This window comes from uncultured Aquimarina sp. (assembly GCF_947495315.1).
In the GTDB taxonomy this organism is placed as follows: Bacteria; Bacteroidota; Bacteroidia; order Flavobacteriales; family Flavobacteriaceae; genus Aquimarina.
Genome location: NZ_CANLYD010000030.1, coordinates 1 through 18,723, shown reverse-complemented (window position 1 = coordinate 18,723; position 18,723 = coordinate 1). Strand labels below are relative to the sequence as shown.

The 18,723-nt window shown below is 35.6% G+C and carries 6 protein-coding genes and 1 pseudogene; 1 reads left to right on the top strand and 6 read right to left on the bottom strand.

Annotated features, from left to right (window positions below):
* The 6 genes and pseudogenes from Q0910_RS28315 to Q0910_RS28290 all read right to left on the bottom strand — a co-directional run.
* A pseudogene (locus Q0910_RS28315) lies at window positions 1–10,082 on the bottom strand (hypothetical protein); the annotation flags it as partial.
* A 1,613-nt stretch (window positions 10,083–11,695) separates the two neighbouring features.
* Entirely contained in the window at window positions 11,696–12,367 is a 672-nt protein-coding gene (locus Q0910_RS28310; protein ID WP_118462487.1) for a response regulator, read from the bottom strand.
* Between the two features lie 110 nt (window positions 12,368–12,477).
* Entirely contained in the window at window positions 12,478–14,538 is a 2,061-nt protein-coding gene (locus Q0910_RS28305; protein WP_299224137.1) for a sensor histidine kinase, read from the bottom strand.
* Between the two features lie 126 nt (window positions 14,539–14,664).
* Entirely contained in the window at window positions 14,665–14,820 is a 156-nt protein-coding gene (locus Q0910_RS28300; protein WP_299224134.1) for a hypothetical protein, read from the bottom strand.
* A 972-nt stretch (window positions 14,821–15,792) separates the two neighbouring features.
* Window positions 15,793–15,969, bottom strand: a complete 177-nt coding sequence (locus Q0910_RS28295; RefSeq protein WP_299224131.1) for a hypothetical protein — start codon at window positions 15,967–15,969, stop codon at window positions 15,793–15,795.
* 559 nt (window positions 15,970–16,528) lie between these two features.
* Entirely contained in the window at window positions 16,529–17,266 is a 738-nt protein-coding gene (locus tag Q0910_RS28290; RefSeq protein ID WP_299224128.1) for a response regulator transcription factor, read from the bottom strand.
* Between the two features lie 651 nt (window positions 17,267–17,917).
* On the opposite strand from Q0910_RS28290, the gene Q0910_RS28285 reads away from it, so the two are divergent.
* On the top strand, window positions 17,918–18,595 hold the full coding sequence (locus Q0910_RS28285) for an NAD-dependent deacylase (RefSeq protein WP_299224125.1): 678 nt from the start codon (window positions 17,918–17,920) through the stop codon (window positions 18,593–18,595).
* The last annotated feature ends 128 nt before the right edge of the window (window positions 18,596–18,723 follow it).

Sequence of the window (18,723 nt, the reverse complement as noted above, 5' to 3'; positions counted from 1 at the left end):
GTACCGGCAGTAAAGCCTGCAGTCGTACATTCATCACTGTTGTCACCAGAGGCGTTGTCATCCGATAAGTTACATACCGGATCATACGCATCATCGATACCATCGTTATCATTGTCAGTACCACTTGGTGGGGTATAACTACCCGTAGGTTGCGCCTCTACATTGTCCGGAATACCATCATCATCCGCATCAATATCTAAGTAATCTGGATTGCCAGTACTATCACTTGCAGTAGGGTTTGAAGTAGTAGCCGTAGGCGAATCATCCGATTCTACTGAATTAGCAAGACCATTATCTCCAAAACTTCCAGGAACACCATCAATAACACCATCGTTATTTGCATCTGTTGCTCCATTATTTAGCTGCCCTGATTCTACAACATCGTAAATACCATCATTATCAGAATCAAGATCCAGATCATTAGGAATACCATCTCCATCAAAATCACAACTTGCCTCTACAACAATTTGAATATCATCAATATGTCCATTTTCGAAAGGAGCACCATAAAAATATAACCTAACATTCACTGTTGCACCAGTCGGAAATAAAACTGGAGAAAAACTCTCTTGTTCATTCACACTATCGGGCGAAGGACTAAAAGTTCCTCCATCAGTTGGGTCACCTACATTTCCTAAGGTAGTTGCATCAAAAGGAGTTGCGGAAAAAGGACTTCCATTAACACTTATAAAACCAGCAACACCAATACCAGACAAACTATTAATAGGGTCATTAGCATCATTTGCGGTTGAAACCACATTGTAGAGATTAAGTCCGTATTTAACTAATTGAGAATCTTCATTTACAGTAAAAGTAAATTCAATGTAATCATCATTTGCCAATGAAGTAGTCAAGTCTGGAGCATCTAATCCAGAGAGGGTGATAAAAGTGTCGTTAAAAGTTGCAATCGTAGACACTCCCTGATATGCAGTAGCACTACTTTGAGTACTTATTCCTGCTCCATCCACAAAGTTTTGAGGATTAATTAATGAAGTACCTGCTACCGCTTGGCCTTGTCTAAATACTGTTTGGTTCCAAATTCCAACACCAAAGTTTCCAGTAGTTTGACACTCCACAGTATCCAAAATACCATCATTATCATCATCAAGATCCACTGCATCACTAATACCATCTCCATCATTATCATTAAATATCAAATCACAAGCATCAGAGACTCCATCACTATCTGCATCAGGTCCCCCAATTTGCTGATAATCATCAACCGTATCAGTATCTCCATCCACAGGATCGGTATACGACGCTGCTGTTACGGTTCCATCAGGGTCAACAATTGTTGTTGGATCAATAGGGTCTGTACCAAACACTCCCGTATCTCCGCCATCCGCAGTACTGCTGTTATAAGCCTCGTTGGCATCACTACAGCCATCTCCATCACTATCTAGGGTTAAGTAATCTAAACTACCATCGCTACCAGTATCAGTTGGAGTATTTCCTGCTCCTGCAGAAGTAGGAATACCATTACTTCCTGTATTATCTGTATTATTATCATCATCATCCGCTCTTCCGTCGTCATCTATATCATCACCTCCTGATTCTACTACATCGTAGATACCGTCATTATCACTATCTAAATCTAAACAGTCTAGTACACCATCTCCATCTGAATCTCTTGAAACAAAACGAACATTATCAATAATAGCATCATGTCTTAATGTTCCGCCACAAGCAGCACCAAAACAAGATGTTTGTATAAATACTAACGTTTCACTATCAGAAATATCAGAAAAAGGAATTAATAACCTGATAGTGGTTGCTGTATTGTTAGGTATAGTTCCTGTATTTAACAAAATAGCACCGGTAGAAACGTTTACATCAGTACTTATAACTACGTCGCCTGTTAACCCACCATCAACATTTATATTTAAAGATGCGCTACCAATAGCCATAGTTGAAACACTATTAGCTGTAGCAGAAGTTCTAATAAAAGTGTAATCAAAATTAAGTTCTACATAATCCGTTCCTGAAACATTTCTTACTTTGTTACTCAAGCCCGTTATAACTTGACTCGCTGATCCGTCAGCTCCTGCAACAATATTATCTACGTTAAATAGTAGTTGATTAACAGGAGCAGGAGCATCGGTAATTGTCCAGGAAGCTCCACCATCAAATGTACCATTAGCAACAATTGTTGCGCATCCTTCCTCAACATCCAATATCCCATCATTATCATCATCCAAATCTACCGTATCAAAAACTCCATCATTATCAGTGTCTAAACAAGCGCTTGAATCTAAGGGATCCGTAACAGCAGCTGTCGTAGGCTGCCCAGCACCTGCTACAAGAGGTATTCCTGTTAATGGATCTACCACATCACCTAAACTATCATCTCCATCTAGGTCGGTAGTATTAAAACTGCCTCCTGCTTCTACAGCATCAGGACACCCATCATCGTCACTATCATTATCCAAATAATCTTCTAAAAGATCTGTATCACTATTCTGACCAGTTCCCGGAGTACATGCTACTATAGAATGAAAACCTGCAGTTACTGTACCGTTTGAGTTGTTTCCTTTACCAGAATTGACTACTACCCGAGTTACTGGTCCTGTAATAGTTGTGGTAAAGAAATTTGAAGTTACACTCACGCCTCCAGAAGAGCTATTACCAATAGCTCTATTGCCAGATACATCCCATAAACCGGTACTCAAGGCAGGATTAAAATCACTAAAGTTATCTGATGTGATTGTAATAGGAGTAGCTCCGTTAAACGCAGTTACTTCGCCATAATCACCATTATTTAAACCGGCAAATGTGAAGGTAAATTCATCCAGAGGTACTGGAAAATCAAATACATACTCAACATAATCTCCAGAAGCTACTTGTCCAATATTTCTGGGCTGCACATATATATAATCGTTTACCGCAGGAAAATCTGTTCTTACCTGCACTCCATTAGCCCAAGCTGGTGTCCCGGAATCTGCAGCTCCATCAAAAAAGGTGGCTGTAAACTCATAGTTTCCGTTATCAAATGTTAACGGGAAACCTGGCACACCTGAAAGGTCAGTTCCTGTTGTATATCCTGTAGTATTTAAAGAAGAAACAACAGAATCTGTACATTCAGGACCGCCTTCATCGACATCCAGAATACCATCGTTATCATCATCGAGATCAATAAGATCAGGAACTAAATCTCCGTCTGCATCCCCACTATCATCTACCAAATCACAGGCGTCCGCTATACCATCATTATCAGCATCTGGTCCTATCGTAACCACATCTTGGTTACCATCTTGCCCAGCTCCTGCAACCAAAGGAATTCCGTTTGCGGGATTTACACCTCCGGTAAGTTCTCCATTACCATCAATATCTCCCGCAGTAAAAGTTCCATCGGCTTCTATTGCATCCTCACAACCATCACCATCACTATCATTATCCAAATGATCTCCAAGGGTATCTCCATCAGAATCTGCTCCTTCATTAATCACATAATCAGGCACTGTAAAGGCATCAATAGCACAAGGATTAAATACTAATGAAAAGAAGTTCGTATTTGCCGCCGCCGTTACATTATTAGCACTGGTCGAAAATTCAAACGTACTTATATTATAATAATTAAAGTAAGCTGCTATATCTGTATTGAGCACTACTCCCGGAAAGGTAGTTAAAGGACCGGTAAACGTTACATCGGTTCCATTATCCACTACATTAAGTAATGTAGGGTTTTCTACTGCATACAAACCTGGGTTGGTCAATGTTATACTCTCGTTTGCGTTAGCTCCATCGATATCATAAAATATTCCTCCAAAACGATCTAATGGCACTAGCGTATCTGTGTTTGACAATACAAAACGTATTTGAAAAGACATTGCTGCAGTTTCTCCTGCAGGCACATCATATTCTCCTTGCCACGCATTAGCATCTCCTGTAGCATCATTGTCAATATCAAAAGTGGTAATATTAGCATCTGCAGCTGTAATTTCTATAATAGCATCAAGGGTCAAAGCATCGATAGTTACTACATTGTAGAATCTATATTGGTCTCCCACAAAGGTTGCCGGGATATCCACTGTTTGCTCCACACCTCCTATATTCACTGTAGCCCCATCAATCACCGCAGTGGGTATCGGGAAGGTATCATCAAAATTTGCAGCGTTGAATGAACAGGATGCGGCATCCGTTGGGTCAAAGCCTAAAGCTTCTTGAGAATCTAAAATCCCATCATTATCATCATCCAGATCGGTAAGATCATCTACACCATCTCCATCAGAATCTGGTATTTCTCTATAATCTACTTCAGGAGTAGTGGTATTCTGGTCATTAGGTAAATCTCCAGAAGGATTGTCAAAATTGTCATTGACATCGTCATCATTTACTACCGGAAACTCATAGGCATCCAGTAAACCATCTCCATCACTATCAAATGTAAAAGTTGTTTCAGTTAGTCCGGCTTCAGTGGTATCACTACCTCCTTCACCATCACTATTAAGATCCAGATAATCAGGTATTCCGTCAGTGTCATTATTAACCGCAGGTAAAGTCGTATCCAAACCAGTAGCAGGATATACTGAAGGTATTCCCGTTGTAGGATCTACATCTGCTGCAGTAACTACTCCATTAGTACCAGGAGCGATATATCCAATTGTTGGTTGTGCTTCTACATTATCAGGAATACCATCATTGTCACTATCTATATCTAAATAATTTCCAATACCATCGCCATCTGTATCGACATTACAATCATAGATAGCTAAAAAGAAACCATCACCGGGAAAACCATCATTTGATGTCCAGCTTAGGGTTGTGAGAGGTCCTTGGAATAACAAAGTACCATTGGCATCTGAACCAACTTGTGCTAATCCTGTAAGTGTATTACCAGAAATCGTAAAATCACCATCACTTGATAACAGGTTAAAAGGTTGATCAAATGTTAATGCATTAGATGATAACTGCCGTATATTAAGTCTTAATTGAGATACCGGTTGTGAAAAAGTAAGAGTAATATCATCATCACCTCCAATAATTGGTACTTCATTAGCAGCAAAAGTACCATCAGGACCAAAGAATGAATCTTCAAAAGTGATAGCTCCTCCTGGAAATGTAAGATCATTATCTGCTGAGTTTATTGTAACCGTAACACCATTTAAAGTTCCTACGGCATTATTTATTGGAATAGCAGTGAATGTAAACAATCCACATCCTTCAACTTCATCCAAAATCCCATCGTTATCATTATCTAGATCTGTAAAATCATCTACTCCATCTCCATCAGTATCCGGTAGTGTACAGGCACTAGAATCTCCCGCATCTGTTACTGCAGCGACTGCTCCAGTATCATAAGCAGCAGCTACTACCAAACCATTGGCATCAGTAGTACCGCCAGCTGTAGTTAAAGGTTCTGTAGCTGTATTGGCAGGATTGTACACACCACCATCGCCTCCATCGGCATCAATATCATTATAGGCTTCGTTAGCATCACCACATCCATCGGCATCACTATCTAGGTTTAAGTAATCTAAGCTACCATCACTACCAGTATCGATTGGAGTATTTCCTGCTCCAGCGGAAGTAGGAATACCGCTACTTCCTGTATTATCCGAATTATTATTAGTATCATCGGCACGACCTTCTTGTCCATTAGCACCACTTGGTGTACCTCCTGATTCTATTACGTCATAAATCCCATCGTTATCACTATCAAGGTCCAGAATATTAGGGACACCATCTTGATCAGAATCACAAACCGCTCCTGCCCCTATGGTATAGATAAATTGATCAAATCCAAAGGTTTCTCTATCAGCTGTTGCCACCTGAGGTTCGATCGTATATTCGAGTACTACTTCTGTAAAAGTACCTGTTAGTCCTACTACACCAATAAAAACTTCAGTGTTATCTCCTGCAGTTAGTGTACCTTGAGCATTTCCTAATCCGTCCTCAATAGTAATTGGGCCGGTGAGATCAGAACCTATGACCAGTTCGGACGCCTCCCATACTTTTTCTCCATCAACATATATAACATAAGACTCTATAGAACTTGCAGCCGGTTGTGTATCAAACTGATCTAGTAAATCGAAACCAAAAGAAGAAACCGGTGTCCCAAACGTAATGGTAGCTGTAATCGTTAATGGGTTCAAGCCATTGATTGCCACTAAAGGATTTGTATGACGAAGAGACAAGGCATCTCCGGCATTTCCGGATTTTAATTCATTTCCTGTTACTCCATCTGCATACTCTGCACCAGTTAATGTACTTGAAGCAATATCAATTGTAAAATCAGGATACACCAATGTAGCTCCCGCCGTAGTAACCGGAGAAAAACTGTTAGAACCTCCCCACGTACCAAAACTAGTTGTGGTTAATCCTGTATTGGTTGCCGCTTCTTCCCATCCTGATTCTTGAAAACCAAGACCTGTTGTATTATTACCAATACTGTATACATTAAAGTTCCCTCTATTCCAACTTAAAGCATCTACCTCGGCCGATGCAGGCGTCAAACTTGGTGAATCTTCACACTCTGCTGTATCTAGTATTCCATCATTATCATCATCCAGATCTACAGTATCTAATACGCCATCATTATCGGTATCTACTGTGGATATTGCCGGACCAGAAGGATCTCTAATCTCTCCATCTAATATAGTATCATCACCAGACAATCCATCCTCGAGAATGAAATTAGTAAATGGAACTGCGTTTCCATCAATAGTAGCCTCTCCTCTATAAGCTGTATAATCATCATATACATCTGTAGTAGTCGTATATTTTCTGTAGGCATCTATTTCTGAAATACCATGCCAGAAAAAACGTATCTCTGCTGTTTCTCCCAGAGCACCACATAATAAGGTAAAATCTATTAATCCTACAGGGTAATCAAAATCCGCATCCAAGGATGCTAAATCTCCTTCGAGCACTGCTGCCATGTTTGTAATCTGATTACAATCGGATGTTACTTGTAGCGTAACATAATTTCCACTTCCTGTCGCATCCGGTATAGACGCTACATTACTTTGTTGTGAATCCGGAATACCATCACCATTACCATCTCCACCATTGGGTCCTGCGTCTTCAATAGATGCCAATATACCATCGCCGTCATCACTATTATGTAAAATAGTAATTGTAGACATAGCGATTGAACAACCTACTAAAGTATACTCGAAAACATAAGTACCAGTAGCCAAAGTAGTGACATCTAGTGTACCAGCCATTTGATTAAAATCTGTTCCTGGGTCATCAAAACTAGTATCTAAACTCCATAAACCAAAAGAATCTGGAGTCCCTAATAATTGGGAAAATAAGTTTACAATTGCATCTGTTGGATTTGTATTAATTGTATTATTTATACCTGTATTAGGAGCTGCTTGAACTGAAACAGTAACAGAAGTCACTGCATTTACAGTACATGGAGCCAAGGCATTTACTGTGTAATCAAAAACATAGACTCCACTCGTAGTAGGGTCATAGGTAGCTGCTCCTGCGCTAAAATCTCCTCCCGGATTATCCGGTGATGATCCTGAAACGCTCCAGAATCCTCCCGCATCTGCTCCCGTTAATAATGTATTTAAATCTACCACTGCATCTCCTGCGCAGGCAAATTCGTCTGTACCTGTACCAGAGTTTGGTGGATCAGTTACTGTAATTTGTACTACATCTTCTGTTGCACAACTCACACCATTATCTCCGACTATTCTAAACCATGTAGTTTCATTAACTATTCTTGATGGTGTTAAGGTACTATTTTCAAAAGATCCAGACCAAGGTCCTACTGGACCTGACGTACTGTATGACCATTCATATCCTCCTGTTCCACCAACACCAATACCATCTGATAGTGAGATCGAATTATTAGCAACTGGTGTTGCCGCTGTAAAGGGTACTTCATATATTGAGGCTGAAGCCGGTGTACATGAATTATCATTTATTGGTACTGAAATGGATCCACTAGTATACGTAGCAACATTACCTAATCCGTCGTCGAATATTATTACAACACCATCTAATGATCCTGTATCTGCTGCCACACAATCATAAATCTGAACAGCCCACCCCCCTTGTCTGGCATCAAAACCAACAAAAGGAGACCAATCAATTGTAGAAGTAGAAACTCCATCAAAATATTGATCATATGTTCCAGTTAAAGGTGCAGGTTGAGCACAAAAATTAAATACGTTTCCTACAACATTATTAGTAAAAGCTAAACTAGTTACATTATCACCAGGGTTACAAAAATTCCCTTGGTTTGGGCCTAAGGTAACAGTTGTAGTACCATCGGGAGCTAACGCAAAAAAACCTAAATCAGACACATAGGTATGTGTAGCATCAAATGTTATAGTAATCTGTGTAGTAGCTGTAATAGGAAATGGTCTTGGTACCGGATCATAATATGTATATACTGGATTAGTTACAGTACCCGCACCTGCTAAGTTCACTGTATCTCCTGCACAAGCATTTTGCGGTGTACCTGCATCCATAACTAACGATGAATTCCAAATCCAGGCTCTACCCTCTTCTACGGTACCTCCATCATTTCTTACTACCAGATACCCTCCATCAGCTAAACCTGTCTGCGTAGGTGTCGATCCTAAAGCAAAAGCATCGTATGAATTTGTAGTTGAGTTAAAAATATACCAATCATAAATGGTTCCTGCCGATCCGGCAGGGCAAACTAATTCTCCTGAGCCAGAATCAAAGATAAATATTGGATCATCAGAATTTGCTGATTGTAAGGGATCCGTATAAGCTGTAACGAGTTCACCACAAGCTGAAGGAGATGTAAGTGCAATTTCGGTATTACTCATCTTAATAACCACTACGGTAGTCGAAGCATTATTGCATGGTGCCGATGCTGTTACATCATATCTAAAAATACTACCTCCTAATGGTAAAGTAGCTTCATCAACTATACTACCAGTTAAAGCTCCAGTAGCACTTACATCTACCCAAACACCACCAGCGTCTTCGGAGCCATCTAAACCTGTAAATAGATCCGTAGGTCCATCACCTGTAAAAATAACTAGTTGGCCATTAGTAGAACCGGATTGTGGTCCTCTTGTTATCGGAAAGGATGCAGTAGCAATATTAGAGGTATTCCCATAAATATCCGTTATCTGAATGTCAATCAATCGATTTACTCCTGTAGTTGGATTTACCAAATTATTGAGATAGAAAACATCATCTAATGATTGTCTGAATTCTGATGCAGTCGCATTACCATCATTAGAGATTGTCAAAGTGGTAGTGTTGTTTCCAGAAACCAAAATACCGGTAAACCCTCCTGTCATAGTTAACTCTTCCTGACCAATATCTTGTGTATTTGTAAGTGTTACCGTCATAGATTGGATTCCATGCGGAGCTACTAAATCCGAAATAGCACCAGTATTGGTATTATCCAATGGTTCCCATCCTGTAGAACAGGCTGTAGAGTTAAGGTCTATTCCTCCGGCACCTGTAACATTAGTATCGTCTAGCCTTACAAAAGGTAATGGCGCCAAATCCATAGTAAAAGGCTCTCCAGATGCAGCTTCTGCCGGATCTGTCACATAATATTCTACGGATAAAGTAGTAATTGCAATATTACTTTGTACTGTCCAATACGTTCCTGCCGTTGTAATTAAAGCATTAGAACCTATATGAATCTCTGAAGTATTATTATTATTTATAAAATGCCCTTGCTGTCCTCCAGTAAGTGTTCCCGAAAACTGAGCTCCAGCATCAGCACTGGATATTTTAATATTTTCGGTTCTCACCAGTTCACTATGTTCTTGTGAACTTAATATCACATGAACTGGTTCACTAAATATATAGGTATATGTATTTCCTGATACCCCAACTGTAGCTCTCGTATTATCAAAACTACTTGCAAAAATTAATCCAGGTGGTATTGCATTTACTGTACCACCCACAGTGGTCGAAGGTGATCTATTTATATCTACAGTTACAAAAGTAGTACCATCACCTACAGCAGAAAAACTACTGGTTTGAAAGTTGTTTTCTGGCACCGTTCCTGATAATAATCCCCAAGTATTTACTACTTGGGCATACATCTGATGTGAACTAAATGTCATTAATATAAAAAACAGTAGTGTGCTAACTTTACCGGAAAACATTTTTGTAAAAATTTTCATAAGCAATTGTATGGGTGTGTTATTCTTTTTTTCCATCTTTTTATAAAAGATTTTGTTGTATCATTTTATTTATTTTCTGGCATCGTAAACTTTGCCAGTTCATAAATTATAAGCTTTCTTCTTCGTTTTTATATTCGTATACGTACGATCATCCTTTAGAAAGTTCATAACTATCTCTAATAACTGCTTTTCCTTTTTCATACTATTTTTGGCATTCTGTTTTATCAGATGATTTTGAGGTACAAGAACTCCAACATTAAAATCGAGAAGACTAAAATGTTGTCGCTTATAACTTGACCTGATAATTAATTTGGCAATAGAGTTGTCTATAAATCGAGAAGAATTTCTTACACATGTAAGAATAGACTTACTAATAAAAAGTAAAAATCTAATTGCTGATAAAATTCTTATGGAAAAACCATATAAATTTACCAGTTTATTGTTATATTTCGCTTTAGGAAAATTATGTAAATACTTAAATACATAATTATACGTTATGTGTGGTATATTTTCCTTGACATTGTATCTTATTGATGTAAAAGTATATATACCCATAATGGTTGATTTAGTTATAAATTAATCGTTATTCAGACCCTGCTCTTGTTAGCTCGCCAAAGTTGTACAATTGCGGGGTTTACTTTTTTAAACAGTCATATATGCCGTTTTTTCTATTTTTATAAAATTGGTGTCATTAGAAATTGATTGTTTCATTTTATAGTAGTGGTAACCGTTATTCATACATAAAAATGTATTATTACCTATAAAAGTCATACTAGATGATATAGTAACTTTGCGGCACATTATCAAAATCACAAAAATGTAACAGGTGGGTAATAAGAAGTATCTTACCACTAATTGTCTTAATACAGAAAATATACTATTTCTCATAAGCAAACGCATTAGGCATTTAAGTTCATTATAGCATGATCATGGGGCACATGATTCATTACATATTATGACTATTGAATATAAAATAACCTCTTAGCTAATAGAAAGATTTGACGATCTTAATAAAAATTACGCAGACTTGTTTATGGGGTAAGAAAATTAATGTCTAATGTAATCTTTGTCTATAGGCTTGTTATTTTAAAATATACTGTTTACGTTTAGTTTTTTTTAACAATATAAATTTATATATAATACATTGATTTGCAGTAATCTATAAACTCAAAATAATTACGTTAAAACCGTAGTTGAAAAATTAGAGCTTATTTAGCTTCAAAAATTAAAGTAAAATCAGGATTATTCCACATTTAACAAATGTTCCATAATTAAATACGTAAAATTCCCTAGTTTTTTATGAAAATCACATTTATAATTTAGGGAAAAAACACCTTTTATTTATATTTTTCTTCATAAAAAGTAAAAAATTAACATAATCTATTTTATTAAAAATCAAGTTTTAGCATAGTAAATTACGCTTAAACAGTAAAAAAAATTGTGTATTTCACCTATAAAAACAACTCTTTAATCGTATTTAAAGAACTAACCCATGAACCCTTTACCATACCACATACCTACTAAAAACCAGATAACTCATTGTATATCAAAACAAAAAAAAAGGATAGCAAATTGCTATCCTTTTGTAGTATTCTTCTGAATTGTATTGTTTTCTATACAAAACCTCTTTTACGAGCTTCTTCTAATAATTTTTGGTCATCTGCTTTTGCAATAGAAAACATCTCTTTGATCTGATTTTTACGTTTTTCTATCGCACTTAATGACAAGCTTACATAATTAGGTAAATTCTTTGTCTTTACACCTCTCGATAGATGGTATAAAATCTTTAGGTTTTTTTCATCTAGTGAGAAATTATTGGTCATCATTTTTCTAAAATGATTATTTACTGTAGCACTATAATAAGGAGTACCACTCACTATATTATTAAACGCCAGTAATAACTCACTAGAAGTAAGGTCACTTTTTATTAAAAATCCTGAAGGATTAATATTCTTTAATATATTATGGATTCTATGATCTTCTCTATGCATTGTTAGGATAATAATCTTAGCCTTAGGCAACAGTTCCTTTGCATGTTTTGCTAAATCCTCTCCGGATGTAATCGTTCCATCAGAAGAAGGTGGTAATTTAATATCTACAAAAAGCATGTCATAAGGAGTAGTCTTAGAAGATTTTAGAATACTGTCATACGCGTCATCGCAATTAGATGCGATATCGATCTTGATCTGATATTCTTTTTGATTTTCTCCTAATAAGGTGTTCTTGTATCCCTCGATAATCATAGGATGATCATCAATCATAAGAACTTTTAGCTTTTTCTTCATCTTTAAAAATTTGTGTGTCAGTTGTTATCCTATCGGCTCTATATAGTAGTAACTATAATTATCACCTTTTTATTATACGGAAACCGGATTTGATAACTTTTTTACATTAATTAAATTGGTATACCTACAGATACTTTAGTACCTGAATCTTGATTACTAATAAAATCTACTACACCATTCATTTGGGTAACTCTGGATGTAATATTTTTTAAACCAATTCCTCTTTTTACCTTACTGCTTTTGAATCCTATTCCATCATCTAAAATAGTAAGATTTATTTTATCATCCACATAATCGAAGCTTATTTTTACACTTTCTGCCTTTGCATGTTTAAATATATTCTGTAATGACTCTTGTATAATACGGAACAGGTTTACTTTTTTCTGATCATCTATAGTCTCCCAATCGATATTTTCATCATTCGCAAACTCAAAATCCATTTTATGTACCGTACATAGATCACTTACTAAACTCTCTACTACATCTACATAGGCAACATCTGGTGATAAGGTATCTGTACCTAGATCATGTGATATCAATCGAATCTCTTTTTCTATAGATTTAAGCTCATCAATAAACACATTTCTGGATTCTGTAAATCCATCATTAGCACGCTGATTAATCCCATCCAGACTTAATCGTACTCCAAATAATCTACCTAATACACCATCATGCAATTCTTCTGACATACGATGCTGTTCCATCTTACGCCCTTCTTCTAATTTTAATTGCTGACTTAATAGCAATCGATAAATCTCCTGATTAGATTGCTGCTGCTTTTGCTCGAACAACAGTTCTTTATTACTCTGTTGTTGTCTAAAGATTACATATCCTAATAGAAACAATATGGATAGTCCTAATATGGCAAAAATGAGTAATTGGTTTTCGCGACTAATGGCTGCAATTTCCTGTGTTTTTTCTTCAGTTTCAAACTTTATCCTAGCAAACTTATTTACATAAGAACGCTCTTCTTTGATTAAGCTATCATTTAATTTAATATACTTCTGTGCGTATCCCAAACCTTCATCACTATCTGTTACTTTCGATAATAACTGATAAGCCTGAAGTAATTCTACATTATTATTAACTATTCGTGTGGCTTCTTTAACTTTTATCGCATACGATTTAGCCAAACTATCGTTTCCTTGAGCCTTATAATATTCAGCAAAGTGTAAATTATTGGTGGAAAGACCAACAACATCATTTACACTATCTCTAATCTTAAAAGCTTTTTGAAATAATGAAAAAGCCTCCTCATCATGACTATCTTGTAAAAACTTAACATATCCCAAATTATCTAGTAACAAGGATAACCTTTTAGGTCTATTTTTTAAAAACTTATAATACGATAAAGCCTTTGTATAGTATTCCATCGCTTTTTCATATTTTTTTGCAGATTTATAAACTGTACCTATATTATTATTACCTAACACAGCATATAGTGTGTCCTTTGGGGTATTTTTGGTATATTCAATAGCTTTTGAATGATAAAAAACAGCATCTTCATAACGCTCTAATTCCTTTGCCACAATACCTAAATTACTATAAGACAAAGGCATATACGAATTATCCCCAGATAAATCGAATTTTTCAATAGCCTTTATAGTTAAATCTTCACTTTCACTATAGTCTTTCACCTTTCTTGATAATTTAGCCAGATCGATTAAAACTTTACCGTGATCATAAGAATACGTTAAAGGATCTTTTTTGTTAGAATTATCAAAATTTCTATAAATCTTATCCGCATCGTTAAAACTTTTAAAAGCGCTATCCAATTTGTCTTTTCTCCTATAGTAAATCCCCAAGTAACCATAGGCTTTAGCCATAGCAATAGAGTCTTTTTCAGAAATAGCAATTTCTAACATTCTTCTATCCATCTTCATAGAGGTATCATAATCCTTTAGAGAATAATAAACCCCAGATATCTCTTCAATCGTTTTTATTCTATTTGGATTACTCCCCTCTAGTGTTATAAAGTAATTATAAGCCTTATTTATACTTTCTCTTCTTTCTTCTTTGGATTTTGTTTTGTTTTTTGCTTCCCCAATATTAGTATTTATCAAATTATGTTTTATTTCTTCTTCTTCCATTATAATAGTTCCATCACTACATCCAATCATTAAAAACAATAATAGAATACTTAAAATATGATATTCATGAAATTTAATCATTACTCATTTATATTTACAATCTGAATAAAATTTTGAACATAAAGATAATTTATAAAATACAAAAGACCGCCTAAAATTGCGGTCTTTTGTATTTATAATTGAAGAAATTTTATAGTATAAAGTAAATTACCCTCTTTCTACATCTTCTTCTCCATCTTCCCCTGCGTTTAATTCAATATCAACTTCCTCAATTCCTACTTCATCATTAATATTATCAGCTTCACAAGCGATGAACATTGAACTTACAAATAATACTGCGAAAATAGTTTTTATAGCTTTCATAACGGTTTATCTTTTATATTTATATTTTATTTTGGTGTAATCAGTTTATTAATAATTCTTTTTCCTTTTTCAAGACTTTTTTTGTCTCGTATGAATATACTTTCGTCTATTCAGTTTCCCATTGTAAGGATTTTGCTGGCCAGCAATACTCCGATTTCTCTTTGTATATCCTTTTTAGTAAATGTGTAATAGGTTGATAACCTTAATTGTACACTACAAATGTAGGGAGATTGCACCCTCGCGCCTAATATATTAAGGTGGGTTTAGTGGATGGGTACCTGTAGGAAGTGGATTGGTAGATTACACGAGTGGATGACCCGATTTTAAAAAACTCTAAATTATGTAGGAATTGGATTACCAATTAAATTACCGCAAATAAACTATAAAAAAAACTTAAAAAAAATGAAAATCCAGTAAAAAGAGCTATTCAATCATTTTTGAGTCCTAAACCCCTTGTTTACTGAATAAGAGCTGATTATAGATATTCCCCAAACTTTGATAAGAAAATTCCCTCAAAAAACCGTAAGTCACTCATTTCAAAATGAATATAAAAAATCCCCAAACTCAAAAAACATAGTATACTACTATATATGTTTTTTAAACAGGGGAAAAATGATTTCGTAAATCTTATAAATCACTAAATATAATTCTATACACTTTATAAGAATATCTGACTGCCAGAAAAAAGCAACTACCATAAATTATACCGGGGAATATTCAGATATACTATTTTATAGTATGTATCAAATTTTAAAACAAATATATCTTCCTAAATCCTTTTTCGAAAGAAGAACTTTTAACTCCTCTCCTTAGAAGGAGAGGCGAGGTGAGGATGTTTTACAAAAAAAATGCACTCCTTTGTTCCTATGGATTCCAACCTTTAGTCTATCCTAGCCAAGTCGAAGGACTGGAATGACAAAACATTAAAAAACCTCCTCGTCGTGGCAAGGAGGTTTTTTTAATTATAACTAATTACTCTAACAAATCTTCCCACCAATTTACTATTTCATCCCATAAAGAAGGATCAGAACTACCACCACCGCGAGTTGTTTCTTCATCCTGGTCCTCAAACCCATAAGACTGATAAGGAGTTGCCATTAATCCAATCATCAAAATCATGGACGCAAATACCATTTTCGTTTTTTTCATGTTTTTACTTTTAATGTTTATAATGTGAACTAAATTAGAATATTGACTTTGAAATTAAAAATTATCTTAGAAACTTTATTCAGTATTAATGATTTTCAATGTATGGATTCCAGCCTTTAGTCTATCCTGAGCCAAGTCGAAGGACTGGAATGACAAAACATTAAAAAACCTCCTCGCTGCAGCGAGGAGGTTTCTACTTGCGTTTTATTATACAAATGATTTTGTGTGAAATTAGTATAAAATAAAACAATCGGCTGCCCTGGTACACATTTACTAGATATTTACAAACAGCATCTTATTATTTATCACTTTTATCGCAAGTAATCTATCTATATAGATTTTTAAAAAAAATACCAGACGACACTTCGACAGCACTTCGGCAGGCTCAGTGTAGCAGCTCAATGTGACACCCTGGGATGTAGTTCAATCAACTATTTTGAATGCATTTCATTTTTCAAAACAAAAGCATAGTTATGTTTAGATCCCAGCCTTCGCTGGGATGTAGTTCGTCTAGTTGTTTTGAATTCGTTGCTACGCAACTTTTCTAAACAAAGTCTCACTACACATAAAGAAAACTATTCTTAGCTAGCGTATCTTTAATCTCTTCTACATTTGTCTTATAAGATTTGGAGAAAGGGATCATATCACTAGTATTCTTAATAGCACATTTTGCTTTACCAAAATGTATTCTAGACACATACTTGGTATTAATGATATAACTATTATGAATACGCACAAAATGATCCGGCAATAGGTTCTGAAAATGCTTCAGTGTTTTAAATGCTTCTACTTTATTACCGTTACTCATCATAAAGTCTGTCGTATTATTGTCTGCTTTTAGATATAATACTTCGTCAATATTCACAAAACGATAATCTCCGTAAGACTTAAAACATAAGGTATTATCCATAACTTCTCCAAAGTCTTTCTCAAACCTATGCAAGGTTTTAGTCAAGGCGCTTTTAGATAATGGCTTAAGGATATAATCCAAAACACTGTTACGTATACCTTCTATAGCATAGTCAGTTGTTTTAGTAATGATTACAAACTCTGGTAGATTTGTCATATACTTCGTAAGTTCTGACATTAAGTTATACTGGGTTTTAGAAGATTGAACTCCCGGAGCTTCCGGTTCAAGAAAAACTAATCTTGGTTTTCTTTCTAAAATTAAGTCCAATGCCTCTTGCTCATTTTTAGCAATTCCAGTACAGATGTAATCATTGTGATCTTCTAATGCGATCTGAATTGTGCGTGCAGAATTCTGATCATTATCAATAATGATATAAGGGTATTTCATGAGGTAAACAATTAAAGGTTAGCGTTGGTTATTAAATACTGTTAGTATTCTAAAAAAATTGTACACATTTACTGATTACAAGTTATACTTTTTAGTAGTATTTGTGTTACGGTAAAACCACAATATTAATACGGAACCGCATTATTTACAAGGGTTTGAAGTGTTTCTTTGATCGGGGTAAATTGCATGTTATCGGTTTACGGGGTTAAGATTCTCTAAACGAAAAAAGATACATCTTAGTATATTTAACTTAAAAAAAAGGGTTTCGAAACACATTTTGACCGTAAAAATCCAGACAACCACTTATAGACTTTTCATCTCCGTTTTGGATTCTGGTCTACACGGTAATGACAGGTATTAATTTGTTATTCTAAAGACTTGTCATTCCAATCCTTCGACTTGGCACAGGATAGACTAAAGGCTGAAATCCATTTTATTATACTTAATACCTTACCAATCTTAGACAAGAATCCCAAGAAGGAGAGGGACACTAAAAATTCAGGAACAATCTTTTGATCCAGATTACATATTGAAAAAGTAGTATAAAAAAGCATTAATTAGATTTATATGACGATTCTGATTAAAAAATATCCATATACACAATGAGTTAGATTAAAATATTTTAAATAGTTTTAGAGAAAATAAATTATAATGAAAAAAGTAGTGGTACTTACTGGTGCAGGAATTAGCGCAGAAAGCGGAATTAATACTTTTAGAGATGCCGATGGGTTATGGGAGGGCCACGATATTATGGAAGTCGCTTCTCCTATCGGATGGAATAATGACCCGGCATTGGTATTAGACTTTTATAATAAAAGGCGAAGTCAATTACACACTGTAACTCCTAACCAAGCACATCAGGCTCTTGTAGCATTAGAGCAAACACATCAGGTTACTATTGTGACCCAAAATGTAGATGATCTGCACGAACGCGCCGGAAGCAGTCACGTAGTTCATCTACACGGAGAATTACTAAAAGTAAGAAGCCAGTTTGATGAACACCTCGTATTAGACTGGAAAACAGATCTTAATCTGGGAGATTTCTGTGAGCACAATTCTCAATTACGTCCACATATTGTTTGGTTTGGAGAAGAGGTACCTATGTTAGACAAGGCAATACAGATTACCGAGCAAGCCGATATCTTATTAATTATTGGCACTTCTATGCAGGTATATCCTGCTGCAAGTCTTGTGCAATTTGTTTCTAATGACACCCCTATATATTTTATAGATCCTAAACCAGCCATTTCACCTAAAGAAAATCTAACCATCATAGCAGAAAAAGCCACAGTTGGGGTTCCGCAGGTAGTGAAGGAGTTAAGTGGTTAGTGGTTAGTGGTTAGTGGTTAGTGAAATTAAAAAATCCGAAAAACTCAAAGTTCCAACAATCCAACAATCCAACAATCCAACAATCCAACAATCCAACAATCCAACAATCCAACAATCCAACAATCCAA

What these genes read in the sequence shown, in the direction of transcription:
- Q0910_RS28310 (WP_118462487.1), bottom strand. Translation starts at nt 12,367, where the DNA reads ATGAAGAAAAAGCTAAAAGTTCTTATGATTGATGATCATCCTATGATT.
- Q0910_RS28305 (WP_299224137.1), bottom strand. Translation starts at nt 14,538, where the DNA reads ATGATTAAATTTCATGAATATCATATTTTAAGTATTCTATTATTGTTT.
- Q0910_RS28300 (WP_299224134.1), bottom strand. Translation starts at nt 14,820, where the DNA reads ATGAAAGCTATAAAAACTATTTTCGCAGTATTATTTGTAAGTTCAATG.
- Q0910_RS28295 (WP_299224131.1), bottom strand. Translation starts at nt 15,969, where the DNA reads ATGAAAAAAACGAAAATGGTATTTGCGTCCATGATTTTGATGATTGGA.
- Q0910_RS28290 (WP_299224128.1), bottom strand. Translation starts at nt 17,266, where the DNA reads ATGAAATACCCTTATATCATTATTGATAATGATCAGAATTCTGCACGC.
- Q0910_RS28285 (WP_299224125.1), top strand. Translation starts at nt 17,918, where the DNA reads ATGAAAAAAGTAGTGGTACTTACTGGTGCAGGAATTAGCGCAGAAAGC.